18 protein-coding genes are annotated in these 25,100 nt (G+C 41.0%); 2 read left to right on the forward strand and 16 right to left on the reverse strand.

Annotated elements, in window-relative coordinates; genetic code table 11:
* Window positions 1–62 precede the first annotated feature (62 nt).
* The 9 genes from AC1DLI_RS07790 to AC1DLI_RS07830 all read right to left on the reverse strand — a co-directional run bounded on the left by AC1DLI_RS07790 (window position 63) and on the right by AC1DLI_RS07830 (window position 13,580).
* Complete coding sequence (locus AC1DLI_RS07790; protein ID WP_477601213.1) at window positions 63–1,526, reverse strand: glycoside hydrolase family 68 protein; 1,464 nt, start codon at window positions 1,524–1,526, stop codon at window positions 63–65.
* Between the two features lie 165 nt (window positions 1,527–1,691).
* Window positions 1,692–2,975 carry an ABC transporter substrate-binding protein gene (locus AC1DLI_RS07795; protein ID WP_477601215.1) on the reverse strand — a complete coding sequence of 428 codons (1,284 nt, stop codon included), beginning with the start codon at window positions 2,973–2,975 and terminating at the stop codon, window positions 1,692–1,694.
* 27 nt (window positions 2,976–3,002) lie between these two features.
* A complete protein-coding gene (locus AC1DLI_RS07800; RefSeq protein WP_477601217.1) occupies window positions 3,003–4,193 on the reverse strand; it encodes a helix-turn-helix domain-containing protein in 1,191 nt (396 codons plus the stop codon).
* A gap of 4 nt (window positions 4,194–4,197) precedes the next feature.
* A complete protein-coding gene (locus AC1DLI_RS07805) occupies window positions 4,198–5,979 on the reverse strand; it encodes a sensor histidine kinase (protein WP_477601219.1) in 1,782 nt (593 codons plus the stop codon).
* 248 nt (window positions 5,980–6,227) lie between these two features.
* Complete coding sequence (locus tag AC1DLI_RS07810; protein WP_477601221.1) at window positions 6,228–8,525, reverse strand: DUF2357 domain-containing protein; 2,298 nt, start codon at window positions 8,523–8,525, stop codon at window positions 6,228–6,230.
* 5 nt (window positions 8,526–8,530) lie between these two features.
* Window positions 8,531–10,597 (reverse strand): McrB family protein, encoded by a 2,067-nt coding sequence (locus tag AC1DLI_RS07815; RefSeq protein WP_477601223.1) that lies wholly within the window; start codon window positions 10,595–10,597, stop codon window positions 8,531–8,533.
* A gap of 2 nt (window positions 10,598–10,599) precedes the next feature.
* Window positions 10,600–11,649, reverse strand: a complete 1,050-nt coding sequence (locus tag AC1DLI_RS07820; RefSeq protein ID WP_477601225.1) for a DNA cytosine methyltransferase — start codon at window positions 11,647–11,649, stop codon at window positions 10,600–10,602.
* A 23-nt stretch (window positions 11,650–11,672) separates the two neighbouring features.
* Window positions 11,673–12,893: a DNA cytosine methyltransferase gene (locus tag AC1DLI_RS07825; RefSeq protein ID WP_477601227.1), complete on the reverse strand. Its 1,221-nt coding sequence runs from the start codon at window positions 12,891–12,893 to the stop codon at window positions 11,673–11,675.
* Between the two features lie 123 nt (window positions 12,894–13,016).
* On the reverse strand, window positions 13,017–13,580 hold the full coding sequence (locus AC1DLI_RS07830) for a site-specific integrase (RefSeq protein ID WP_477601229.1): 564 nt from the start codon (window positions 13,578–13,580) through the stop codon (window positions 13,017–13,019).
* Between the two features lie 633 nt (window positions 13,581–14,213).
* Here AC1DLI_RS07830 and AC1DLI_RS07835 point away from each other — a divergent pair.
* Window positions 14,214–14,654, forward strand: a complete 441-nt coding sequence (locus AC1DLI_RS07835; RefSeq protein WP_477601231.1) for a GIY-YIG nuclease family protein — start codon at window positions 14,214–14,216, stop codon at window positions 14,652–14,654.
* Window positions 14,655–15,522: 868 nt separating this feature from the next.
* Here AC1DLI_RS07835 and AC1DLI_RS07840 read toward each other — a convergent pair.
* Together AC1DLI_RS07840 and AC1DLI_RS07845 are read right to left on the reverse strand one after the other, a co-directional pair.
* A complete protein-coding gene (locus tag AC1DLI_RS07840) occupies window positions 15,523–17,517 on the reverse strand; it encodes a hypothetical protein (RefSeq protein ID WP_477601233.1) in 1,995 nt (664 codons plus the stop codon).
* Complete coding sequence (locus AC1DLI_RS07845; RefSeq protein ID WP_477601235.1) at window positions 17,510–18,055, reverse strand: hypothetical protein; 546 nt, start codon at window positions 18,053–18,055, stop codon at window positions 17,510–17,512. Before AC1DLI_RS07845 ends, AC1DLI_RS07840 begins: the two co-directional genes overlap by 8 nt.
* Window positions 18,056–18,323: 268 nt before the next feature.
* On the opposite strand from AC1DLI_RS07845, the gene AC1DLI_RS07850 reads away from it, so the two are divergent.
* The gene (locus AC1DLI_RS07850) at window positions 18,324–18,656 is read left to right on the forward strand and encodes an MrcB family domain-containing protein (RefSeq protein ID WP_477601237.1); all 333 of its coding nucleotides are present in this window, start codon (window positions 18,324–18,326) and stop codon (window positions 18,654–18,656) included.
* Between the two features lie 340 nt (window positions 18,657–18,996).
* Here the strand turns inward: AC1DLI_RS07850 and AC1DLI_RS07855 are convergent, their stop codons facing one another.
* The 5 genes from AC1DLI_RS07855 to AC1DLI_RS07875 form a co-directional block, all read right to left on the reverse strand.
* Entirely contained in the window at window positions 18,997–19,683 is a 687-nt protein-coding gene (locus AC1DLI_RS07855) for a nuclease-related domain-containing protein (protein WP_477601239.1), read from the reverse strand.
* Window positions 19,684–20,268: 585 nt separating this feature from the next.
* Complete coding sequence (locus AC1DLI_RS07860; RefSeq protein ID WP_477601241.1) at window positions 20,269–20,739, reverse strand: hypothetical protein; 471 nt, start codon at window positions 20,737–20,739, stop codon at window positions 20,269–20,271.
* Window positions 20,740–20,759: 20 nt separating this feature from the next.
* A complete protein-coding gene (locus tag AC1DLI_RS07865) occupies window positions 20,760–22,799 on the reverse strand; it encodes an ATP-binding protein (RefSeq protein WP_477601243.1) in 2,040 nt (679 codons plus the stop codon).
* The gene (locus tag AC1DLI_RS07870; protein WP_477601245.1) at window positions 22,796–22,975 is read right to left on the reverse strand and encodes a hypothetical protein; all 180 of its coding nucleotides are present in this window, start codon (window positions 22,973–22,975) and stop codon (window positions 22,796–22,798) included. The genes AC1DLI_RS07865 and AC1DLI_RS07870 overlap by 4 nt, the downstream gene beginning before the upstream one ends.
* A complete protein-coding gene (locus AC1DLI_RS07875) occupies window positions 22,962–25,094 on the reverse strand; it encodes a DEAD/DEAH box helicase family protein (RefSeq protein WP_477601247.1) in 2,133 nt (710 codons plus the stop codon). The genes AC1DLI_RS07870 and AC1DLI_RS07875 overlap by 14 nt, the downstream gene beginning before the upstream one ends.
* Window positions 25,095–25,100: the final 6 nt, after the last annotated feature.

Here is a 25,100-nt window from a genome sequence, read left to right on the forward strand (position 1 = left end):
TAAAAAAAAGAAAACGCCAATGAAAAATTGACATTTTCTTCTTTTGTTATTGAGGAGGCTTGTTAATTGTTAATCGTTAATTGCCCTTGTTCCAGGATGCTGTTTTTCACAACGGAAGTCTTGGAGCCTTTAATGTTCATCACGAAGCTTGGGGCAAAAGTAGAATGATGATCCTCAAAGTAGCCTCTATTCGTCATGTAGCTTGTGATGACTACATTATTGCCTTTCACTTGCGGAATCGCAAAGTGAGCGTAGCTCCATGTAATATCATAAGGATTAAGATCTTGATGAAGGACAAGTCCTGTGTCGTTCAATGGTTTGTACGGACCGTTCAAGTCATTTGAAACGTAACCAAACATGTAGATGTCTTCTTTATCGATTCCATCAATGTACATTTTCGCTCCTCTTGAGCTTGTGAACAAATACCATTTGCCATTCAGTTCAAATACGTTAGCACGTTCAATCTCATCGGTTACGGTATTCGATGCGATCAGCGGCTTCATTTCTTTTTTGAACGTATAATCGTCATTTAATTCAATGATACCGAGTGCGCCATTCGCAATTTCCGCATAAGGTTTGTTCGGGCTTTGCAGCAGATTGTTTTTCTCCGCTTCGAAGAACGCCTTGTTTCCGCCATAGTATGCTTTATTAAATAAGGACTCTGCTCCTTGGTAACCTGTTTCTGACCCAGTATTCGCTTCAAAAACAAGGTATTTACGGCCGTTCTCCTCTACATAGTGAGGATCTCTTAAGGTATGGTTATCGTTATAATCGCCCTTACTGAAACCAGTGGTATCAACAGTTTGATAAAGCTTGCCTTCTTTGCCGTCATAGATCGATTTGAAATCTTCTACGCCATCCACGTTCAGCGTATCGCCATTCGGCTGAGACACATTGATTTGAGCCGTTGTTAACGTTTGTTTCCCGTAAAATCCACGAGCCGGATCCCAAGGGTGACGATTGGTATAGAACAAGCGAACTTTGCCGTCGGAAGTCATCGTTGCGGAACCCGACCATTCTTCGGCTTGATTGTTTAGAATCGCGTCATTCGGTACGAATTTGTCGCTATCCTTAAATACCCGGCCGGCATTCTTCCAGCTGCTAAGGGATGTATCTCCAGCTTTCTTATAGAACAAATAGATAAACGTGTCCGAACCTCGTTTAGGGTCTCCCGCCAAACCAAATACGATTTGGTAGCCGTTATAGTTTGCCACGGTTCCATCCGCATTTTGAAGCGGCCAAGTATCCCAAACATCCATTTCGATTTTGTTGCCATTCTCATCGTACTTGATTGCCGAAGGAATGTTCTTAATCGTTGAAGCATCGAACGCGGGCACTTTGAATTTTTCATTGTTCTGCTGCTCAGGTACTTTCAACATGTCAGCGCGTGTGATGTGGGAAAAACCATAGCTTTCATTAAAATCGCTGCTGTTGTCTTTTGCAAATGCCTGCGTTCCGCCTCCTGCCAGTAATACGGCGGTGAAGGTTACTGCTGTCGCTTGTTTCATCATTCTTTTGAAATTCATAATCTAACTCCTCTATAATTTGTATTTGGTTTTCTCAAGACCAGATGTAAACCTCTGATAATGGTCTACCTCTCTCCCCCCTTGTTCTGTGCTACTCATATTTTAATAAAGACGAACCGTTGTGGACATGTTGTACATTGATGTATCTACGGGCTTATATTGATCCTACTCTTGCATATCACTCTGTTCCCATAAATTTTGGAGCTTCTGCAGCAGCTGATCGCGGCTAAACTGGTTACCTACATAAGCTTGCGTGACATAGCCAAGCTCCTCTCTTACCCTCGTAGGAAATTTAAACCAATTCCAGGACAACGTTTTATTCTCATCGGTGTAACGAATAAGATCCTTCACGAGCGCTCCTGAATCGTTCGTTTCTATATTTTTAAAAGCGGAAATAAACTGAAATTGTTCTTTCATAAACGTCTTTCCTTGTTCCGAAGAAACCATCCAGTTTAAAAATTTCTTAGCTTCCTTCTTTTTCTCTGGCGAAGATGCTTTATTTACGGCCCAGTTATTGGAAACACCTATCGGCAGGGCATCGTTTCCGGCATCATCATTAATCGGCATAGGTAAAAAACCGATGTTCATATTCGGTGTGATTTGATCAATCTTGGATTGTACCCAGTTTCCTTGCTTCAGAATGGCCGCTTCCCCTGTTGCAAACAACTCAACTTCCGTATTATAGTCTGTCGTCAGATAATCTTTATTGCCGTATTGAACCGTCAAATCCACCATCCGAATGACATCTTCGAACTTTTTGTTGCCTACGATGGTTTCCGTCCCTTCTTTTAATCCATGAATAAAAGCGTCCGGATCATCCTGCTGGGCAAAAGCAATATTGAGCAGCAGAACGAAGAACCAGCTATCCGAATAGCCGACCGCGAACGGGGTAATTCCTGCGGCATGCAGTTTTTCCACGGCTGCCTTTAATCCGGTAAACGTTTTTGGCGGCGTATCGATCCCAGCCTTAGCGAATAAGTCCTTATTATAAATAAAGCCATAGCCTTCAAAATTGATAGGCATCCCGTATGTTTTCCCATCCAGCCTCATCGGCTCAAGCGCCGCATCATAAGTATTTTTCACCCATGGTTGATCGGACAAATCCTCCAGGTACCTTTTCCACATGACCGCTTCTTCATAGCCGCCGTTAGGAAAGATATCCGGACCTTTGTTTGCCGCAAATCTCGCTTTCAATTCGACAAGGTAGTTTGCGCCGCCGCCAAAGGTTAACACATTCAGTTTGACGTTCGGATTTTCTTTCTCGTATTGCCTCGCCATTTGCTCGAACTGTGTGGAAATCTCTACTTTAGGATTAAGCACCTCCAAAGTGATGGTCTGATCCGCAGTTATAACATCCTCTTCCTTGACCATAGGCTTGTCCGCCCCGCAGGCAGCAAGCGATAAAGTCAGCAGCACGGCTAACATCCATTGGAAAACCTTGGTTTTCATGATTTCCCCCCTTTTCTATGAACGACATTAATGAAGCTGCTCCACATTCGTTATTCGCTGATTTTCTTCATCATTCCGATATTCAAGCGGCGTCATGCCGACGTTTTTCTTAAACAGCCTCGAGAAATAATTCTCATCCTGGTACCCGAGCTTTAGCGCAATCGAGTACATCTTCTCATCCGTTTCGCTTAACCACCGTTTGGCTTGATTAATTCGCAATTGAATGATGTAGCTGGACAGGGTCATCCCCATTTCTTGCTTGAATCGGCGCGAGATATGTTCACGGCTTAAGAAGAACCGAGTCGATAATTTGTCCAAGCTTAACTCTTCCATATAATGCTCATCTACAAAAGCGACAATGTCATGCATGCGCCTCGCATCATCCAAATCCGCCAAACGATGGATCGCTCTGAACCTTTGTTCGGCCATTGCCTGTTGTGCAGCTTGAAAAGCTTGAGGGAGCTCTTCCAACGATTCGATTGGAGGGCAGCTAACGAGACGAACAGGAATATCAAAGTGCAGAGTAATCCATTCCTCTACCTTGAAGAACTGGCCGTGACTAGACAGGATCACACAGACATTAGGGTCGTTCTGAAGGGCATAAGCATTTCCCCACTCCCGCGTAACTAGTTCATCAGACAAAAGCTGAAGATAGGGACCCGAGTGATGGGTTTGGTAGAAATACATCATCGTAAGCTCGTAAGCATCCGCTTGTGGCAGAGACAAGGCAATTTCCTCGGAATCAAAAAGTTCACCTTTGCTGGCAGAGGTTATTTCCCTATTTAAGCGAAACGTCTTAACCTCTTCATAGAAACCCGATTCCGAATTACGGCGTTCTTCCTCACCTTTTTCCCAGGCTAGAACCGCTCCCGCCAAGGTTTCATTCAGCATTTCTTCTTCGATCGGTTTCATCAAATAATCAAAGCATCCGTGCTTGAACGCTGTACGCATGAAAGCATAATCGTCAAACCCTGAAATCATAATTACTTTTCCCGGGTAATCGTTCGCATCCAACCATTCGATCAATTCAATTCCGCTATTTTTGGGCATTTTCACATCTGTCATGATGATTTCCGGACATTCCCGTTCAATCAGTTCTTTAGCCTCTACACCATTTTTGGCTTCCAGAACCTCGGTAATTCCGTGTTCTTCCCACTGTCCCAAAAAACGAATTATTTTTCTAACATTGGACTCATCATCCACAATAAGAGCTTTCATAATGTCAGTCCTCCTTAAAGTAGAGTGGAATGACCAGCCGCACGGAGAACCCTTGCCCCTGCATCGTTTCCAGTTCAATTCCCGCTGTTTGATCATAATGAAGAACCAAGCGATCATGAATATTTTTCAGGCCGATATGCTCGAGTGAATAGCTTCCTTCGTTCACCGGCGCGTAGATTTTATTTTTTAATGCCGTCAGCTCATCATCCGTCATGCTGGTTCCGTTATTTTCCACGACCAGATTCATATAATCGCCACGTATTTCACCGTAAATTCGCAAGGCGGCCTGCTCGCAGCCCTCGTCATAACAGTGTTTAAAGAAGTTCTCAACGAGCGGCTGCAAAATCATACTCGGAACCGGAATAGCAAGAATCGCCTTCGGTAAATCGATGGAATAGCTGAAATCGGTTTGAAACCGTTCCTCTTGCAGGTTCAAATACGCTTTGACATAATCCGCTTCACTCCGAACCGTCGCCTGTTGATCCACACGAATGGAGTAGCGCATCATTTTGGACAAGGAGGTAATCAGTTTATATACTTTTGGAGATTCTGAGAATAGGGCCACCGCAGCAATCGATTGCAGGGAGTTGAATAGAAAGTGCGGGTTGATCTGGGACTTTAGCGCCCTGTGCTGGTTCTTCCTGTTCTCGATCTCAAGCTTGTACTCCCGGTCGATGTGACGGGTGATCCGATTCATCATTTCCTTGATATGCCTTTCCAGACTGCCGATCTCGTCCTCCCGCTTATCGTCAAACGGGGCATTCAGATTCCCGCCTTCAATGCTAAGCACTTTACGGCTAAGCAGCTTGATGGGACGTGTAATTTTGTATGAAATAATAGCGATCATTAACAAACCAAGGACGACCACAATGACACCAACGATGATGTTCGTGTAGGCGGTTTTCCTCACGTTTTCAAACAAAAATTTGCTTGAGGTGATCTTCACAAAATGCCAGTCCTTTATCGGCTCATGCAGCGTTCTGGAGAAGATGATATCGCCATCAGGAGAAATTGCGCCTTCGGCCGACACATTTATTTTCTTCTGTAATTCGGCCGGAACGGCCTTGCCGATCAGCGCTTCATTGCTTGCATAAATAACTTGACCATCCGAATCGGATAGCCATACGGTTTCTTTATTTTTTTGAAGAAAATGATCCGCTATGCGAGCGATTTTGCTCAAATCAATGTCTATCGTGATGACACCAAGAAATTCATTCGATAGTGTATCCATGAGTTTGTGATGAACCGTCAACACAACCGTTTTATCCGATTGGGGTAAGTTCGATGTATTGTTATAATTTTCAATCCGATGAGGCGGTTCAACCAGATAGTTCATTTCAGAGTTTACGAGCTTCTGAATAGCCGCTTGCTTCATGAAATCCGGTTTAAGCTTCCGGGAGCTTAACAACGTATTATAGACGGTAAACGTGCTGTTTCCTTCGTCGATGTAGAACCGGACCTGCCGAATCTCGCTCCTCATCAGATAAAAGGTTGTCATATCCTTATAGATTTCAAGCTGGTTGAAATAGTGAGATTTATCAAAGCCCTGTTCAAAAACTCTGAATAAGTCTGGATTTCGATATAAGATATACGGAAGATTAACGATGTCGTCCAAATATTGCTCCAGTTCTTCGGACGCCTGCTGCATTTGTTCGCTGCTGTTCTCAAGCTCATGCCGTTCCACATTCTCTTTCGTTTGCCAATAGATCAACAGCACGGATAAAAAATACGGAACAATGATAAAAAGAAGCAGCATGATTATTAAGCGGGTTTGAATGCTTTTCACAAAAATGCTCCTTTGTTTCATGATAGCTTATCTATCATTATAACTTTCTTGTATGGCAAATGGTTTCACCAATAGCTGGTAAACACTATTCGCAATAGCCGAACAAAATGAAGGGGCTGTCCTCTAAGTAGATGATTCTACTTTAAAGGCAGCCCCTAAATGTACAGGAAATCGTTATTCGTTTATACGGTTAAGTATCAGACGACCCAAAATATCTGTCAATATTATAAAAAGAGTAGAAATTAGCTTCATGTATATTTTCTTAGTACTTCCTCAAATGTTATAACTGAAATTGTTTGTTCATCATTAAGATATCTCCAGTTTATGTTATCGTAGCGACTATCACTTTCGATTCCATACAAAATATACATGCAATTGCTTTTCGTATCGGGAAATTTTAAGAATTTCAACTTATCTAATGTTGATATTTGAGGTCCATTATTAATTTTAAATAACCTAATCACTTTTTGATCCCATTTACTTAGCAAAAGAACATGACTTGCCATAAATAATAATGGATTGATAACCATATCCCCGTTTTGAATATTCATATCAGAAGCAAATGTTTTAGTTTCTATGATCCAATTCAATATATCTTCACTTTCAATTGTTGCTACTACAATGTTTGTCTCAGCAATTGGGATTTGTCTCTCTGAAGAATTCTGTTTTCTTTCTGGAAGTTCAGCAAAAATATTCTCTCCCACGAATGAATTCTGAATTTTATAATTATTAAATGACAATCGCTCTCTCTTAGAGGAACGATTACAAAGATGTCCAACTACTTTATCTAGAAACTCAGATAATCCACTAAGGCCGACTGCTTCACCTGTTTTTCCCGGAGTAATTGCAAATGCTCCCACTCCTGGTAATATTTCATGGTACCCAGACCAAGTCTTATCTTGGGTACCCGGATACAATACATAAGCCCCTTCAGAGCGTTTGATTGCATCTCGGTATGAATGCATTTTGAGCAGGTCTGCTCTTTTATATATTCCTACCCTTTGTCTTTCTTTTTCATCGTCTAAATTTTCATCATTTCTCCCAAAAAGCCCTTCAATATTATCAACTTTATATTTTGCATCAAAATGAATATGAACCATAAGTTCTTGTCTTTCTGCTTCTATTGAAGAAAATTCTGCTGGCCAAAAACTCAAAGTGTAATCGGGTCTCATTTGTTGAGTCCAAGATCCTTGCTCACCTCTATGACTGGTCCAATTAAAAGTTTTGTTATAAGAAAATTGAATACGGAGGTTTCTGCCCTTGTTATTATAAATTCCATCAATTACAAGTTGTTTCCCTGACTTCAGTTTCAAGTTAAACCCATCAGATGTCATCTCTATCAACTTCTTTACAGGTGGTTCAGTTAAACTAAACTTTTTCGACACTACCTGAAGCAATTGAAAAAATAACCAGTATTCATAAAGAAGCGGCAGATCACGCTTACCAGAGCCGAAAACATCATCGCTACCTTCCCATATGAGATTTGCTGCTAATTGAAATCTCAACCAAGCCTGCATTAATTCACGATATCCTGCTTTCCTCTGTAAAACTGTACTACCAAGGGGAATGTAGGTAGGTTCTGGTAAACCTCTAAAAAAATCTACAGATAAAGTTTCATATAGATATTCGTTTAACCTTTTCACATCTTTTAACAATCTTTTATCAGCAAGGTTCTTTTTTGACGACAAAATCTTTTCAATTTTACTTAAGAAATCAGCGTATACTTGCAATGTGTACTTTATAAATCGATTTTCTGGAGTATCATTAACCTCAGTCTTTTTAGTTACTGTTAAAAACGTTGGAATAGATGGATTTCTTACACCTCTGGCACTTAGTAGGCCATGAAGTCCATGAGTTGATGGTATTGACATTCTTTTTTGACTTTGAGCAATTTGTTTTAATGTATTAGAGTCAGCCCTAATATTTTTTCTAATATCTTGCCGAATTCTCTCATCGATTAAATCTTTGTGTCCAATAGAAGTTATTCTATTTAATGCATCCTTAAATTCTCTAGAATCAAGAACTGACTTTAAAAATGCAAATCTTTGTTGAATTGTATCCGGATCTTTACTAGAATCAGAAACAAGTTTTAGTTGTGTTGGAGATTTAATATCTAAAAGAAGATCATTGCATTTTTCCCCAATGTACTCAAGCATCCTACGATAATCTTCTCTATAGTTAACCTTCGTTGATCGTATTTCGATGGTTGCATGACCATAAATAGTTCCATATTGGTCTTCTAAAAATAATGGTAAAAGCCCGTTGAAAGAACCTATTTCAATTCTTCCTTTTCGAATTGAATCATTAATACGACTGGGTATAACCACTGGATTATCTTTAATATTCAAACCTGTACCGACATCGATTAATTCATACTCATAAATTCCATTTTCCACTAGTTGAACTGGTTCTTCGTTATAAAGTCGCTCTTCTATAGAGTTTAAAATAAATAGAGTATTTTTTCTTTCTGCAAATATCCTAATTTTCCCTCTTATTCGTTTTAAATCGTTTATAAATTGTACATCTGTCACATCGACCATCTCCATATGTATCAGGCCTCCGCGAAACTAGTAAACCCATTTTGTTCTAGTTGTTTTAACATCCTAACAATTTTTTTATAACTTAAGTAATAAAACGCGTTTTCTGGTTTTTTCAATAAGTCACCATCTTCGTCAAGTGCCAGAGGGTGTTCTTCATAATTCTCCATTAATGCACTCTTATGAGCCATGTTCAAAATAAGTTCTTTGTTTGCGAGAGTGACAACATTATTAAATATTTCATACTGGTGGTCGGTATAACAAAGTGTTGCTAAAGCACATAGTAATGGCTCCAATTTCTTTCTTGAGCCATGTAATTTAGGTAGGATCTTTTGTAATACTTGGACATCCATAGATAGGTCAGACATTGCTCCATTAGGAGAAATTAACTCATAATAGAAAGTAAATCTTGCCATTTCCTTAACTGTTCTAAAACCAAATTCAGAACCATATTCACTTAAGATGTCAAAAAACAATAAAATATTTTCTTTTAGTTTGCTTTGGGTCGAACTATCTAATTCTGGTTCTTGTCTGGACATTGCAACAAAGGCCGAGGCATACTTTTCCCCTTTTCCATCCAACTCTTTTATTCGTATTTGGTATGGGCTGTCCAAAAATGCTCCTATGTCTTCACGGCTGACAGTAAATTCAATTACGTTTGATCTGTCAAGGACTTTTGGCGAAAACATATATGTTGTTTCATCAATATTAACTGTGCCAATAATAAAAAGATTAGGCGGTAATTGATCAATGAAAGGTGGTACATTATCTCTAGATATTAAGTCACTATGCAAGTATAACTGCTCGTTGGATTCGATCGCAGAAAGAATATCAGCGAAATATCTTTCAACATGTGATAAGTTCATTTCATCAAGAACCAAAAAATAAGGATTCATTATATCATTTGTTGCCTCTAGAATAATATTTAACGCTTGTGTCTTGACGTATTTGTTTGTATCCAAAGCATCAGCATACCCAAGTATGTTATCCCTGCTTGTCCAGTCAGCACCTACAGACACTAATTCAAAATTCTTTGAACTTTCTGCCCTGTTTGGAGATATCCATCTCGCAAAAGCCTGTGATAATTTCGTTTTCCCGGAGCCTGAAAGACCGGTGAAAATTACAAACGGTTTCGCTAGGCAACTTGCAATAAACCGCGAGACGAAATTAATATGATAATTTAGTCCCGCGGCAGACAGATCTTTATGAAATGCAGTTACTATATCACTTATAGGTGCTGTATCATATTCATTAGTTAGTGCAGCATCTCCGATATAATAAGCAAACCAATCCTCTTCATCTTGTGCATCATAATATCTAGGCGGGTTTTGTAAAATTTCTTTTATTAGTGGTAATGCACCACCAGTTAAATGACGAAAGCCCTCACTATCAACACTTTGACTTATAATAAGTCCTCCCCAACCTGCAAACGAATACCATGGTGCTATTCTTGCAGGTGGTTGATCTGTGTGAACCGGCTCACCCAATAACTCTATTAAGTCACTTTCATCGCCCTCGGAATAATTATCCAGTTGTTGTCTTGCGTATTTTATCTTTTGTATTGCTTCTTCAAGATCTCTCATCTTCATTGTCCTTAGAATGGACCTGTTCATCTCTTCGTGATGTAGTTTCCCGTCTAATTCGTACATTGCCTTCCAAATACAAATACATGGTAAAACATCGCAATCGATTGGTAAGTCATAATTATCTGAGGGATTTCGTAATTGATAACGAGATAAAATGCTGATTGCAGTTTTGGTTACATGTGAAAAGATTTTATCCCTTTCCTCTGTTAAATCAGACTCCATTTCATGTATACCAACGCCTAACCGAGATAACCTTAACTTATTATCTTGATCCTTAAAAATTAGACCTAGTTTCTCATATAACTTTCGATAAGATCTGATTCTTTGGTCTGTTACACCCCATTTTGTGGCTTCCGCTTGACCTCTATAGTCATTCCACTCTTGACCATCAAGTTGAATGAACTTCTGTAAGTGATCTCGTAAATTGGAGGAAATTTTTATGTCAAGAGTTGGGAATTCTGTTGTATCTCTTATGCCACTAGGCCAATGTTGCATGCTTACTCTCCGTCCATTAAAAGAATATCTTTAATTTGTGTTGCTATGGCTTTTGCCAACATAGGAGGTACAGCATTTCCTATCTGTTTTGCGATCTGGACTTTTGACCCATGAAAAACAAATTCATCAGGAAATGTTTGTAAGCGTGCTCCTTCTCTTAATGTAATTGTTCTATCAAGTACCGGATGACCAAATCTTCCTCTTGAAAAACTATCAAAACGCGCAGTAATCGTTGAACTTGGCTTGTCCCATGCCATTCTACCATAGACATCTAAATGTCTATGGCTACTGTTGTTTTTGTGACAATCTAATTGTAAATGTTCTGGAAGGGAATCCCTTCCTTGACCTTCGGATATAGACCTAATTCTTTCTAAATTAATGGGAGATAGTCTATCGGCCTTATGATTATAAATATCATCTTCAGTTTTTTCCATCAAATCTGAGATTGCTTCTTTTACAGTAGAAGGAGCATCCAACGAAGGTCTGTTAGGTTCAGGAAATACAAACTTCGCTAAAGGGCCTTCTATTTTTTCGCCAACAATAAAAACACGTTTTCTAATTTGAGGAACCCCGAAGTCAAAAGCGTTTAATTTTTGTGTATGAATTATATATCCAGCGGCTTCACATTTCTCTGCCAACTGTTTAAGAACAGGTTTTCCTCTTGTTGATAGTAAACCCGCAACATTCTCCATAACAAAGAATTTGGGTTTAATCTCCAACACTAAACGGATATATTCCATTACCAATTGATTACGCGGGTCGTTGTCCTCCCCTCGCCTCTGAACACTAAATCCTTGGCAGGGAGGACCACCAAATATGACATCAAGATCTTTAGTCTTATCTTGTATGGAGTTTTCAATTACATCTTTATTGATCTCATAGATATCACCAACATGACCATGATTACCAAAGTAATTATTATATGTTTGAATACATGCTGCATCGTTATCGAGTGCGTACATAATCTTAAATCCAGCCATTGAAAACCCAAGGGACATTCCACCCGCCCCAGAGAATAGATCAATGGATGTTAGTTTTTTCGTTCTGCCCATTTCGTCCTCCAGATATACTGCATTTAATTTCTTTCTTGCTTCAAATGAGCAATTACACTGCTATATGATTGAAAGAACGGCTGATTAATACTCTCGTCATCTTCATTACGATTTTGGCCTGCCATCATAGTTAAAATATGAGCGGCCAAATGTGTTGAAAATATTGGAGGAACAGCGTTTCCTATTTGTTTATACTTATCATCAAAAGGGCCTTCAAAAATAAAATCAGAAGGGAATCCTTGCAAGAGACCAGCTTCTCTTATAGATAGTCCTCTATCTTGTTCCGGGTGTGTAAATCTTCCACAAGAAGGAGTCCTGCACCTAGCGGTGATTGTAATTGCTGGCCTATTCCATCGGAGTCGTCCATATACATCGTAAAAACCTTTGACTTTATCTAAACATGCAGGGCCCACTCCTTGTGGACGGGATCCCCCATCCTTAGGAACCTGTTTTAAAATCTCAATCGTTTCTTTTCTGTGGTTCGAAGTTTTATGCATTGGATCGTCTTTATTTGCCTCGCCTGCATTTAAAGGAGGAAGATGCCCAATAGCATCCTTTACTGTTCTAAATACATTTCTTTCAAATACTGGTGCTGGTACTGTAGGAATGTAATGTTTAGATGCTAAAACAACTGCTCTATGTCTTTCTTGTGGTACTCCAAACTCTGCCATATTCACAATACTTGAAGTCACATAGTATCCCTTCTCTTCAAGTACTGTTTTAAAGGTATTAAAATGGTGCCAATGCTTTTTCGCTAATAAATCTGGCACATTTTCCATCACTATAAAATCAGCGTTCAAACCAACAGCAATTTCGGCAAATCTACCAACCAAAGAATTTCTGGAATCTTTTCGTGGATCTTTTTTTCTGTGAGAAGAAAAGCCTTGACAAGGTGCGCATCCAATAACAATGAGTGGATTATTTTTATTTCTTCTAACTGCTAAGATATTCTCGATATCTTCAACATCAGCGTTACCTAAATCTAATTGGTTTGATTCAATTCCAAAGTTTCTTTCGTACGTCATGTTTGCATGTTTATCAAAGTCAAAAGCACCGATGTTCCGGAAATAACCCGTCTCTTCTCCTACTTTATGAAATCCATATGACATTCCACCAGCGCCTGCAAAGAAATCCACAAAATCGAAGGTAGTTTGTTTAAGATCTTTTCGAATTCCAAGCCAATCTATATAATTCAGGTCATTTCTTAATACACTAGTATCAGTTGTATTATCTGCAATAGTCATTGCCACTCTATATCATTCCTTTTGTAAAAATTTAGAAATATACTGTTTCTCGACTAACAGTATTTCGAATACGTTTTCTTTGGTGACAGTCTCGCTGACTCCAACTCCTGAGTTCAAAGTCATTCACAAAGAAAAGTTTTGCATAGCTTTGTCAATCATGTCGTCAGTAATTCCAATATACCTAATGGTAACGGATTGCGATGAATGTCCAAATATTTGTTGAAGTAAAGCTAGATCTTTATGCTTTTGGTAAAAGTGATACCCAAAAGTCTTTCTCATACTATGCGTCCCTATCGAATCTTGGATACCTGCGTCACGTGCTGCAGCATTGAGTATGTTCCATGCTTGTACTCGGCTAATCGGCTTATCTCCTTTTCGAGAAGGAAACAAATAATCAGAATCATTCAGATAATGACAGTACTTTTCAATTTCGTTCCTGAGTGTATTTGTAATTAATATACGACGGATGTTACCTGTTTTTTTCTCGCGCACCTTAAGATGTGTAGCTGCCTTGACCTCACTTACTCTTAATGACAAGATATCACTAATCCGTAGACCCGAATTAATCCCCATAAAAAACATAAAATAATCCCGGTAAGATCTGTGTATCAGCAGCTCCTTTATCTGACGGATCTTCTCCAAGTCCCGAATGGGTTGAACTGAATTCGCCCCCAGAGATGACTTCAAACATTCACCTACTCCCAAATCAAAATGTTAGTATCAATTATACATCGTATTCAAAATGTTAAATACATTTTTTAAAAAATTCCAAAAAAATATTTATTGAAAACCACTTTTCATGTACCCAACAACCATATTTCAAATACTACAAATTGTGCTTTTTGTTATTATATATGTTTCTGATCTGTGGTAGCTGACTGAACTTCGCTTGAACACAAAAAAGAGGTTCCGAGGTTGCTCTCCCGTGGAACCTTTTCACCGATGCTTTCGGATTCTAACTATTTTTAACACGCATCAACTTACTTTGAAAACATTTCCTAAAATCTATTAAACCACCATCATTCTTCAGCGATAGCATACTCAATAATGTTATTTACTCGTCAGGTGTAGAATTTTAAAACAAAAAAGTTTCAGTTTCTTACATCGCGTAATTTATCTTCTGCACTTAAAGACCTGCTATCTCAAATGACTGATTAACGTCGTTTCTTTTTTCAGATTTACATAGCTATTTGATTAAAGAAATTGCTTTTATATCAGAATGTGATATAATCTCAGGAAGATATATCGCAATCAGATAAGGTGGTGATTTATTTGGTATCATCAACGGTTCCACAAATGTATATTGACCGGTGTAACGAGATGACCAACATCATTTCTCACATCTGGTCCCAACCGATGTATGTATTTGAAGACTTGCTCCCAAGTAAATTGGAGAAGTCAGGCGCTGTTTATATCATTGGTATGCGCTCGAATGATGATATACTCTACGTAGGTCGGACTAAAGATTTACGTAGAAGGTTGTATACGAACCATCTCATGGGCAACGAGAGTACGGCACGTTTGAAAAAGTACCTAACGAAAGATGAACTTCTCAGGCAATTTGTTAATGACATGAACGTCGTCTATCCAGACATCTATGATCCGGAACAAAAGAAAGAAGCATATATGTATGCGAAAAATTTCATACGTCAGCAGTGCTACTTCAAGTTTTTGAAACTGGATGAATCTCGAATACGTGGCTTGATTGAAGCTGGACTCGCGTATGCTCTTAACACCAGGTTTGTTAAAGAGGAGCATTAAAAGAGAACTTCGGACATGAGTGAACTTCGAACAATACGCTTAGCGGATATGTCTGCCGTCCCATTGTTACCGGTAGTCTTATTTTTATGTTTATTGAGCTCTAGTTCCCGTTCCTTGGTTATAAGGGTTTATCACATATATACAGTGTCAGTGTCGATTACATCACAATAGTCTCTCCGATGTAATCGACAATGTATATATTTTTCATTATTGATTATCCCCTCTTCACAAACCAATGGTTCTTTTTACGACCTTGATAGCTTCTTAAGTCTGGAAATCCCTTTTGAACAATTTCTGTACATTTCAATAAGAATATATAGTCCACTCATTAATCGGAACCATCACAATATATTTAAAACCCTTTCACTCATCTTAATTCAATCGGACTATTCTCCACCAACTACCTTTCCCAAAGACTCCATCATTGTCTTACCTGAAAAATCCAGCGGCAATTTCAAACCCTGTACGTTAATAATTAGTCTTCCTTTCTTTTTTTTAAACTATTCCTTTTGATTTCAATTCCTACTTACTCGGAATCGCAGTATTCAGCGGGAAGACAAAAAACTCAGCCGGTTTTCAAGCTGAGTATTACAAGTTATAAATGAGTGAAGACACGACTTTTCCCGCCTATTTAAACTCTGCCCGCTAGCGCTAGTCATATTGGATCTCCATCAGTCCATCGTACTTCTTCTACATGTATGGTAAATGGCTCTGTGCCGCCGATAACTTTGTCTTAACTTATGAAGTTTGGAGCGCTGTTCTTCTTTGTCAGATTTAATTGATCAATTGGAATTAGCACCTTGTCCTGCCCTGAACTGTGACCCATTCATAAAGGATACTTTCTTTTCAAACAACAAGGACTCTTTTATTAACTATTTCGAATTTCAACGATGAATCCTGGAGAACCCTGTATCGACACGGTTACGCTCTTGGAAATAACTATAGTTTTCCTCTCAGATAACAAGTAACCCTTTGCTTCTTCTTTATAAAAAGGAGCATATATTTCATTGGTTATTCTTAAATAATACATGCCATCCTCCCTTTTAGACTTAATAAGAATATCCTCTATCTCTTCATCAGATAAATTCTCAATTTCGACAGATAACCGCCCCGATTCAATCTGTAATAAGTTATTATCAAAACCAACCCACAAATGCCTTTCTGTCTCAATTGAATTTAATGAATCTATTAAAGATCTTAACTTTTCCTTACTAACTTCATCCTCTTGATACAAAAATACTGAATCAAACTTAATCCCATAGACTAAACTATTTATGGTTACACCTTCATTAGTCAAATTCTTTATTACATTAAGTAATCTCAAAATCTTATTATTTTCTTTGAATGTAATAGTTTCAACTAAAAAACCCTTATAAGAAAAGTAATTTAATAGATAAGGCTCAAATGCCTTTTTAAAACTATTCGCTATACTTTTAAATTCAGACTCTTCCTTCTTTGCAACAATTTGAATTGGTACGTTAACCCTCAAAGTATAAGTTTTCGTTTCCATTTCGTATTGGTTATTTGTCTTATCCAATTTACCATTTGCAAGTTGAAGGTACGGATCCTCATTCAACATTTGTTCTACTTTGTTATAAATAATAATTTTATTCTTATTAAGAATTTCACTTGAATTAATGTAACTGTTTAGTTCTTTAAATTTTATTTGTTTATATCTGAATAAAAGCTGCTCCTTTAGTTGGTTCAGCTCGAATATTGTTGAATCATTGTCACCTTGGTTGTAGCTGAAAAATTCTTTAAAGTTCAAATAATCATTAATTAGTTGTTCAGTGAATATGAATTCTTTTAAATTACTATTAAGAAATGGAAATACCTCACTCTCATTAAGGATATCTTCTGGAATATTGTCTATGTTAAAAGTTTCAGAGGAGCAATTGAAGAATAAGAAAAATTCCCTAACAACACTATCCATCATCAACCATTTGGCTTGCTCATTGTCCATTCTTTCCCATCGTGAGAGTTCTCTTTTTATTTCAAAATAGTGCGTCCACATAGTAGTAAATGAAAAATATGTATCCTTCCAAAAAGATCTCACTAATACGCCGAACTCTTTTAGGTGAGATTTTTCTTCAGATGGTATAGATTCCTTAAATATTAAGTAGTATAAATAAATAGTTATCTTTAACATAATTACTTTATGATCTACTTTATCAGAAAGAAGATAATTACTCTCTGAAAGCTTTTTAATAACTTCTCTAAAAATTAATATGTCTAATCTATCGATCGTCGCTTTCAGTATGTTTGCTAAGATATTCTCAAGCAGCTTTACTTTTTCCCTATCTTGATCAAAGCCATCGCTAAGACTTAAATAAAAGCAATTAGTAATAAAATATGAGATAAATTTGACTTTCTCATCATCACTTAGATGTCTATTTTTTGAAATTACTACATAGTACCTACTAAATAAATAAACTATATCATTATCATAGTAACGTCCCTGATACTCCCCTGTGTTCTGGAACAAATCCATTAATAAGCCAATAAAAGAAATATCTTTAACTGAGTTGAAACTTTTTAGTTCAGAGTGCACAGAAAAAAGGCTATCTAATAATTTTTCAAAATAGAGACTTGTTACAGAGCTTTGACCTTCGACTTTATAAAAACCTCTTACCAGTTCTACCGCATACTCTTGATAACCAGCTTCGACTAACTTCTCTGCAATACTATCAATATAACCAACTAAGGTCTTCAATAAAGTTGATTCAATAGGGCTCTTACTTTCCTTTAAAATCTCAGCAAAAATCTCTAAAAAGAATTCGATATTTCCTCTTACTTCGTTCATATCTTTCTTTTCAACATAAGATAAAGTATGGGTATAAAGATTATTTAGTATTTTATCCATTTGTATTTTCCTCTACTGTTTTGTTTTCCATTTTTATGCTATCCTTGCATTTGTCTAACAAGTACTTCTTGATCTCGGATGAGACCATTTCCTCAAACAATATTATTTTAAGACTACAATGCAACATGTGAATAATTATTATCACACTTATAGTAAAGATTAGCACTACAGCAGCAAGCGCTAAATATGCCACAAAAAAGTACTGCAATACTATAAGTAGAATGATTATTACTAATTCGTCGTGAAATTTATAAATCTTTCTATTATATATTAGTAGATAATCCAATACCTTTACACCATACTTTTTCTGCTGATTAAATCCAATTATTAATGCTAAAATCGCGATACTCAGTGTAGTAACCCCTGCATGCACTTGCCAAATAGTATTTATTAAAACGCTACTATCCTTCTGACTTACTGTTAGAAGCTCCTTCAAGGAGCTCTTAGACTCTCCTTCAAAATATAATGTCAGGAAATATCCCAACAAACTAATTAAAACCATCGTTACAGCAATTTTAAAAATTGAGTATATTTTCATTTATAACACCCTTCGACATTTTGAAGTACCCAGTAATTTGGAATCAACAATCAGTATACTCCGAACTACCAAAATTAACTATATTATTTGATATATTCCTCTGCTAGCTGTTGTTGTTCTGTTACTTGGTCAGCGTAAAGATTGTAATTATCCATCACATTTTTTAAGTCAGCTATTAGCTTATCGTCATCCGGTATAATATTTCGGTCACAGTGTATAATCGCTACGGTAGAAACTTGGTAATTCGACCTAATCCACTGAAGGTTAGATGAATATTAGCATCCTTGTGTGGGTATTAAAGCGGCAAGAGCGCTCTCATTTCCTGCACTTTTTACTCCAAATAGCGATAACCATCTCTTATTCCACGTTCTCTTGTAGGAACGGTGACTCCTTAATCCAAAGATCAATAGGTCACGGCCACTGGGCCAATATTCCTTGGATTGCTATTCTTGATAAGCGTATTACGACAACTACACAGTATGTTGAGTACGTTGTTTATTTGTTGGCAGATGATATGTGTGCGGTCTATTTGACTCTTGCTTGCCCCGATTTAGTGTCAATGTACGTATTTAGACTCTGTAAAAATAGACTCCTGCAGTGATATTGTTGATCAATTGGTATTATAGTTCGCTAATTCAGTGTGAGCATAATCCCTTAATTCGGCTAAGACATAGTCATTCATTTTATCCTATATATATATGGTTTGAAGGTAATGGACTCAGGTGTTGCTTCCAAAATGGAGGATAAAGCTACACCATTCATGCTGTTATCCTGGTAATACGTTAAAAACCGCTCAGCCACTTGGTTGAGCGGTAACCTTCGATTAAAAGACTCTTTATATTCATCAAGAATAGATAGAATTTATTTTGTAGGACTTTTGTCGGCTCCGGAGAATCGAAGCAAGCTCTTGTGGCAATGTCATATTATTTCGCTCCAAACTATCAGATAGACTTTTTTGCTTTTTCTATATGTTCAGCTCTAATTGTGGGGTCAGTGATATTTGCTTTGGCTATTATATCTTTAATAGCCTTAACTTCCTCACTATTAAACCGCGGGGACTGTAGCTCTGCTTTTAATCTAGCTAATTTTCGTTGTATAAACTCAGATAGCTCTACATCATAGACAATTAACTCATCCGAGCCAATCTTTCTAAGCTCAGGATCAATGCTGAATCTACATCTCATTGTAAAGGAAATCATAGATATGTATTTCACATTATTGAAATCAGTGAGCAGCAGCTCTACCGCTTTAATATGTCCATAGTTTTGCATCAAAGGATTATACATTTTAAAGCGATTGCTTACGTTCCAATACTTGTCCTTACGAGCGCCCTTTATCTCACCGTAGTAATTCTTAGTTTCTATAACAAAAAGACCATATGGTGAAATGACAAGATGATCGACCTGAGAATAACCAGAGCGTGATTTAGGATTAGGGATGAGAAGATCGTTTAAATGCTGGAACTCCTTTGACAATTGATCCAACTGGATGTTTATTTTATGTTCGCCTAACTCTCCGATACGTGTTGGCTCAACTCTGGGTTTAGAAAGTTTTTTGCTCATAACTTTTGTGGGTTGTGGCTTTTGTGCAGGTTTAAAACTGAATAGTGATAATAGTTTCTTTAACATGTGGGAGCTCCTTGGTGTTTATCATTTTTGTTCTGGTATTATTCGTCAAAATAGTTCAATAGTCCTTCTTAGTAGTAGATTATACGAAACTAGTTCATAAAATGAGATGGCGGAGTCATTTATTGTTATGTAGTATTTGTGTGAACAGCATTAAAAGGGCGACCAGCAAGTCGCCCTTTTAAGTTGTATTTATTTAAACATGTATATACAAACGTTTCATATTCACTTTATACATTATTGCTCCACATTCCACATGCACCGTATGCGGGTTACGATCTCCTTAGTCTAGTTTCTGTTATAGACCGGAAAACCCTATAGATATTGGGCTTTTCTGTTCCCGTCCTATTCCTTTAGGATATAACAAGTGCATTAGTGTTTAATTTTTACATCAGATTTACATCAATAAATCATTTGCCTTCTGGAGGTAAGTCGTCAAATACACCGATAAACGGGGGATTTCTCTCTTAATCCGTCTCAAGCTCATAAAGCTTGGTAGCTACTTTATCTCAATTCTTAATCTCTCTTCTCCCAGTTAGTAATCATTGATTGTTCAAACAATAAGGAGATCTTCCAGGCTCATTCCTCTTAAAACGGATCAAAACTGGTCGCTTCCTCATGAATAAACACCAGCAAATCCTTCTCAAAATCAAATGCATTGCTCTTGATATCCAGCACCAGACTCCTGTCCGCCGCGGTCACCAGATACATGCTCAGAAAACGCTCGATAAACACCTGCATCCCGCCTTCCGCGTACTCCTCCAGGATCGGCCGGAAATCTTCGATCCGCCCGAGCTTGTCTAGCTGCATCCCAGCTTTTGAGAATGCGATCGTCACGTAAGGAATCAGCTCCTCCTCCGTAAGCGTCACGAAGCGAAAATCGTTCGTCGGTAATGTCACTGGTAGGCTGCGGTTGTATTTGTAGCCGAGACTGGCGCAGAACATGAACGTCTGCGCGTTCTGGGGGAAGATCCCCTTGTCTCGCAACGTATGGTAAATACCCTCATATTTCTTGCTCCAATTCAAACGGGGGTCGCCCGTGTATGATATAACTCGCATGATCCTGTCTCCTCCCCGTGTTATCTGTCCGGTTGAAAGCCAAGTACGCTTTCGCGGATGACTTCTGTTTTGCCTGCCTCCGGAATGTGCAGTCGGTGCGCCTCGCCCCAGCGGCCGGTTTTGCGCAGCTCGGCGCATTCAACTCGGGTAAACTCGGTATCAGTCGCAAGCAGGATCCACTGCGGCGTCATGTCCGGGATCAGCCGGAGCAGATTATCGCGGTTTTCCCCGGAAATCCGGCCGAACGGCGTATCCATGAACAGCGGGATTTCGAGCGTTTTGTCGGTGCCGCCGGAAATACTGAGCAGAGAAATAATAAAAGAGAGCGACAAAATCTGGCGCTGACCCGACGACAGGTTCGGCAGGAAGTTGGCGCCGTTCCATGCGAGCACCTGGAGTGAGAAGTCCTTCTCGATCTTCACTTCACGCAGGTTCTGCCGGCTGTCTTCATCGATGAATTTGCGGAAGTTCGTGGTGGTGAGCTGCTCCACTTCCCGCGAAATTTCGTCCACGAAATTGGTTTGGATCGACTTCAACGCGTCTTTGGTAGCACCCGCGATGTCTTTCATTTTGACCTTAATGTCCTTCTGAGTTTCTTTCTTTTCCAGCTCTTTGATGATGAGGTCGATTTCGCGCTTCTCCGTTTTCAGGCGGTTCAGCTCGTCCCCGCCGCCGTTCAGCTGCAGCCGAAGTTCCTGGATCCGCTCGGATAGGTTGTTACGCGCCGTCTGTAGGTTGCGGAAGTCGGTGTTCGGGCTTTGGCCGATGCCTTCACTGATATCGTCGATCGCTTTTTGCAGCTTTTTGATCTCTTTGTTGATCACGTTATAGCCTTGCAGAAGCTCGCCGCTTCTTTCGCTTGTAGTCTTGTTGCGCTCGATCATGGAGCGGACTTCTTCCTTCAGGTCCAGGAGCTCCCGAGTATGAGATCCCTCTTGATGCTGCTCGATGAGCAGCTGGACGGCCTTGTGCTGCTTGCTGTCCGGGGTCACGTCAGAGTCACAGATGACGCATTTCCGATCCGCCAATATCTTCTGCAGTAACTCTTTCGCAATGTCGTACGGGTTGCTGAGATTAGACCGGGTATGCTCCAGCTCACTGTAAAATCGCGTATACTCATCCTTCATCAGCAGGTTGAAACCGTGCTTCGTGAACTCACGGATTTTGGCGAGCTGCACCGATTTGCGCGCGGTTAAGTCCTTAAGCTGCCCAGTCAGGTGCTCACGGCGGATGACCTTTTCGCTGATTTCCTGAAAGCCTTTGAGTTGATCGTCGATCTGCGCGATCTGCGTTTCCTTGAGCTCGAGCTCGGCGCGCCAGCCATCTACATTCTCCTCCAGCTTCGCGATCGCCTGCTCTTTCGCCTGCTGCTCGGCCAGCTTGGTGCGGTATTCGCCGCTCGCGGCTTTTTGGACTTCCTGGTGGTAATTCGTGTACAGCTTGGTCACGACCTGCAGCGATTCGTCCAGCGCGTCGAGCTTGAGCAGGTTTTTGATGCCTTTGGCGACTTCCTTCTTCTGGCTCTGCTCGTCTCGCATCAGGTGCTCGATCCGCTCGCCGTCGAACAGGAAATAATCCTTCATCCGCCGGTCAAATATCCGGTTCACGATCCCGGCAATATCGTCCTCCCGGTCGTACGTATGCGCCCGTCCCTCGCGGTCAATGTGGAGGAGGCTAGCCGACAGGAAATCCTCCTGCACCTGGTTGTCGTCGAACAACTGGGACACTAGCATCCGCTCCAGCTCAAAATACTCCCCCTGATGCGAGAAAAACACCTTTACCCGAACCATGCCAGAGCCATCCCCAGACTCCCGCAGCGCGTTGAGGTTGCAGATATAGTAGATGTCGCCTTTTTTGCCCATTACCTTGTCCTTCGCGAGTTCCGCCACACCGAACAGGGAGACCATCAGGGCACGGTAAATGGTCGTTTTCCCCTTGCCATTCGCCCCGTACACGACGGTGACGTTCTGACTGCTGTCCGCTGGAAAGCCCGCAAAATGAATCGTCTGCTCACCGTAATACTGCTTGAAATTGAAGAGTTCGAGCTTTTCTATTTTCACGCCTGGCTCTCCTCTTGCAAAAGATTGCGCATTTTAATTTCCAGCTTTCCCAACACTTCCTGCTGATTCAGTCCTTGGCTGAAGCTCTGGATCGCCTCGATAACCATCTCCTGCACTTCCTTGGGGTACTGCTTCAGCTCCCCCATAATTTTCGGATGCACGTCAGTTGTATTCATGGTCTTCCAACTCCCCTGATAGTGTCGCGTAAATTTCTTCTGGCTTCAGGCTTAATAAGTACCCGAGCCGGTACCGCTCCAGCACCTCAAACGCCGGCTGATGAATGGCCAAATGATTGGCCGCGCAGAGGTAAAACTCCACAAAGCGGGCAAACTCCCGCTTCAAAATCGTCTCTGGCGTACTGCTCACGTCGCTGACCGTACTGGGCGGGATCATGATAAAGTCGTGGATGTAAGCGCGCTTCTTAGTGAGCGTGGTCCGCAAAATGCGCCCGCGGCGCTGGATGAACTGCCTCGGATTCGACGTGCTGGCCAGAAAATACGCCCGCTTCGTCGCCGGCACGTTAACGCCTTCGTCTAGGCATTTCATCGCAACGATCACCTGGATGTCTCCTCGGTCGAACGCCTGCAAAATCACCTTCCGCTCCGCATTGCCCGTTCCCGCCACAATTTCCTGCACGCGTAGACCGAGGTCGGCGATCCGCCGCAAGATCTCCCGGTGCTTCCCTTCGGGGCAGTAGACGATTGTATGATTAAAGTTCTCCAGGCCTATCTCGGCCACATGACGGCGCAGCACCGTAAAAAAACTCTCGATCTTCGTCTCTGCCCGGTTCAGCAGATTCGCCCTCTGCGCGGCGAGAATACTCGCTGCCTGTCGGCGGGACGAGTCTTTTTTAGCAGCCTGCAGATGCTGCATGATGCGTAGCGACAGCTTTTTGTACTCGCGGTAATCGTCTTCCCCCATCTCCACATAGTGGGGCGTGAATTCGTACGGCGTCAGGAAGCCTTTTTCAATCGCCTTCTCCAGCCCGAACGATATGACCTCCCGCGAAAAATAATCCGTCACCACCTGCGTCCCCCCCAGGTCCCGCCACCGCTCTGGCGTAGCCGATAGGCCGATGCGCATCCGGATATCCGGTTGGAGCGAGTTACGCAGATAAGCGGCCCCGAGGTAATGAGCCTCATCCCCGATGAACAAAATGCTGTTCTTATCCCGGATCCTCATCACCAGCCGTAGAAATTTATCCTCGTCCGCATTGGATTGGTGGGTCACGATGAAGCACAACGTCTCTTCAAACCCGAGGTTGTAATCGTCGATGAGCGCATTCGCCTGGAACAGCCAGTTACGCGACGTCGACAGCACCGGCGAGAAACCGAACGACTGCACCTCCCCGTTCCACTGTTCCACCAGATGCTTGAATGGGACGGAGACGATTAGGGCGATTTTCCGACGTGCTTTGTAGACGCCGGCGGCGGCTGCGAGCGAAGTGATCGTTTTGCCCGTGCCCGTCGCCATCGAAAACAGCCCGCGGCGCTCGTTGCCCTCCCATTCATGGACCGCTTCCTTTTGGTAGTCGTGCAGGCGGATGTGCGGAGGAATACGGATCGGCAGCTCTTGTTCCTCTGGTTTGGCTTGGGTCATTGCCACGTCGTATGGGCGCTCCGTGTGCACGGTGATCTGCACCAGCTTTTCGAGGACCAGTCCCGGCATATCATACATCCGGAAAAAACCGTTCTCCCCCGCCGACAGCCTGCGAAACCGCTCGTCATGTTTGTCCACATACGGCGCCTGCCCCTCCACCCAAGAACAGTAGACCGAAAAGCTTTCGCCGTTGTAGTTAGCATGGACCGAATCGTTGTAGCTGCCGTGGATCGCCACCCGGTCGCCCGCCTCATCCGTAAACACCGCAAATTTGTCGTGGAAGTCGCCTTTGTTGTTCCGGGGGATCGCGAACTTCACATCCAGCAGTCCGTCCGCCACCAGCCAGGCGAGCAAACTCAGAGTTTCCCGCGCGCTTTGCGTTTCCTCCTGCTGCAGGCTGTCCAGCTCGTGCACAAGCGCTTCGTACAGCATCCGGTCTTCTTTCGCCTGTTCTCCGCGCTGTATGGCTTCAAAATCTTCCTCCGAAAGATGCGGGGAGGTGATAAGCTCAGCCTTTCCTTTTCGTTCGATGAGGCTTCGAATGCCCCCCAGGTTCAGCCGCAGCCACCCCGACGTAAAATAGCCGACGCCTCGCCGATACAGCACCGAGTGATTCAACAGCGGTAAAAACAGCTTGTCCACGATGTTGTTCTCCGAGGAGTCGTAGACGTAATCCAACGTAAGCTCTCGCAGCACCGCTTC

This window comes from Paenibacillus sp. 01T443 (assembly GCF_056398325.1).

What these genes read in the sequence shown, in the direction of transcription:
- AC1DLI_RS07790 (WP_477601213.1), bottom strand. Translation starts at nt 1,526, where the DNA reads ATGAATTTCAAAAGAATGATGAAACAAGCGACAGCAGTAACCTTCACC.
- AC1DLI_RS07795 (WP_477601215.1), bottom strand. Translation starts at nt 2,975, where the DNA reads ATGAAAACCAAGGTTTTCCAATGGATGTTAGCCGTGCTGCTGACTTTA.
- AC1DLI_RS07800 (WP_477601217.1), bottom strand. Translation starts at nt 4,193, where the DNA reads ATGAAAGCTCTTATTGTGGATGATGAGTCCAATGTTAGAAAAATAATT.
- AC1DLI_RS07810 (WP_477601221.1), bottom strand. Translation starts at nt 8,525, where the DNA reads ATGGAGATGGTCGATGTGACAGATGTACAATTTATAAACGATTTAAAA.
- AC1DLI_RS07815 (WP_477601223.1), bottom strand. Translation starts at nt 10,597, where the DNA reads ATGCAACATTGGCCTAGTGGCATAAGAGATACAACAGAATTCCCAACT.
- AC1DLI_RS07820 (WP_477601225.1), bottom strand. Translation starts at nt 11,649, where the DNA reads ATGGGCAGAACGAAAAAACTAACATCCATTGATCTATTCTCTGGGGCG.
- AC1DLI_RS07825 (WP_477601227.1), bottom strand. Translation starts at nt 12,893, where the DNA reads ATGACTATTGCAGATAATACAACTGATACTAGTGTATTAAGAAATGAC.
- AC1DLI_RS07835 (WP_477601231.1), top strand. Translation starts at nt 14,214, where the DNA reads ATGACCAACATCATTTCTCACATCTGGTCCCAACCGATGTATGTATTT.
- AC1DLI_RS07840 (WP_477601233.1), bottom strand. Translation starts at nt 17,517, where the DNA reads ATGGATAAAATACTAAATAATCTTTATACCCATACTTTATCTTATGTT.
- AC1DLI_RS07845 (WP_477601235.1), bottom strand. Translation starts at nt 18,055, where the DNA reads ATGAAAATATACTCAATTTTTAAAATTGCTGTAACGATGGTTTTAATT.
- AC1DLI_RS07850 (WP_477601237.1), top strand. Translation starts at nt 18,324, where the DNA reads ATGAATATTAGCATCCTTGTGTGGGTATTAAAGCGGCAAGAGCGCTCT.
- AC1DLI_RS07855 (WP_477601239.1), bottom strand. Translation starts at nt 19,683, where the DNA reads ATGTTAAAGAAACTATTATCACTATTCAGTTTTAAACCTGCACAAAAG.
- AC1DLI_RS07860 (WP_477601241.1), bottom strand. Translation starts at nt 20,739, where the DNA reads ATGCGAGTTATATCATACACGGGCGACCCCCGTTTGAATTGGAGCAAG.
- AC1DLI_RS07870 (WP_477601245.1), bottom strand. Translation starts at nt 22,975, where the DNA reads ATGAATACAACTGACGTGCATCCGAAAATTATGGGGGAGCTGAAGCAG.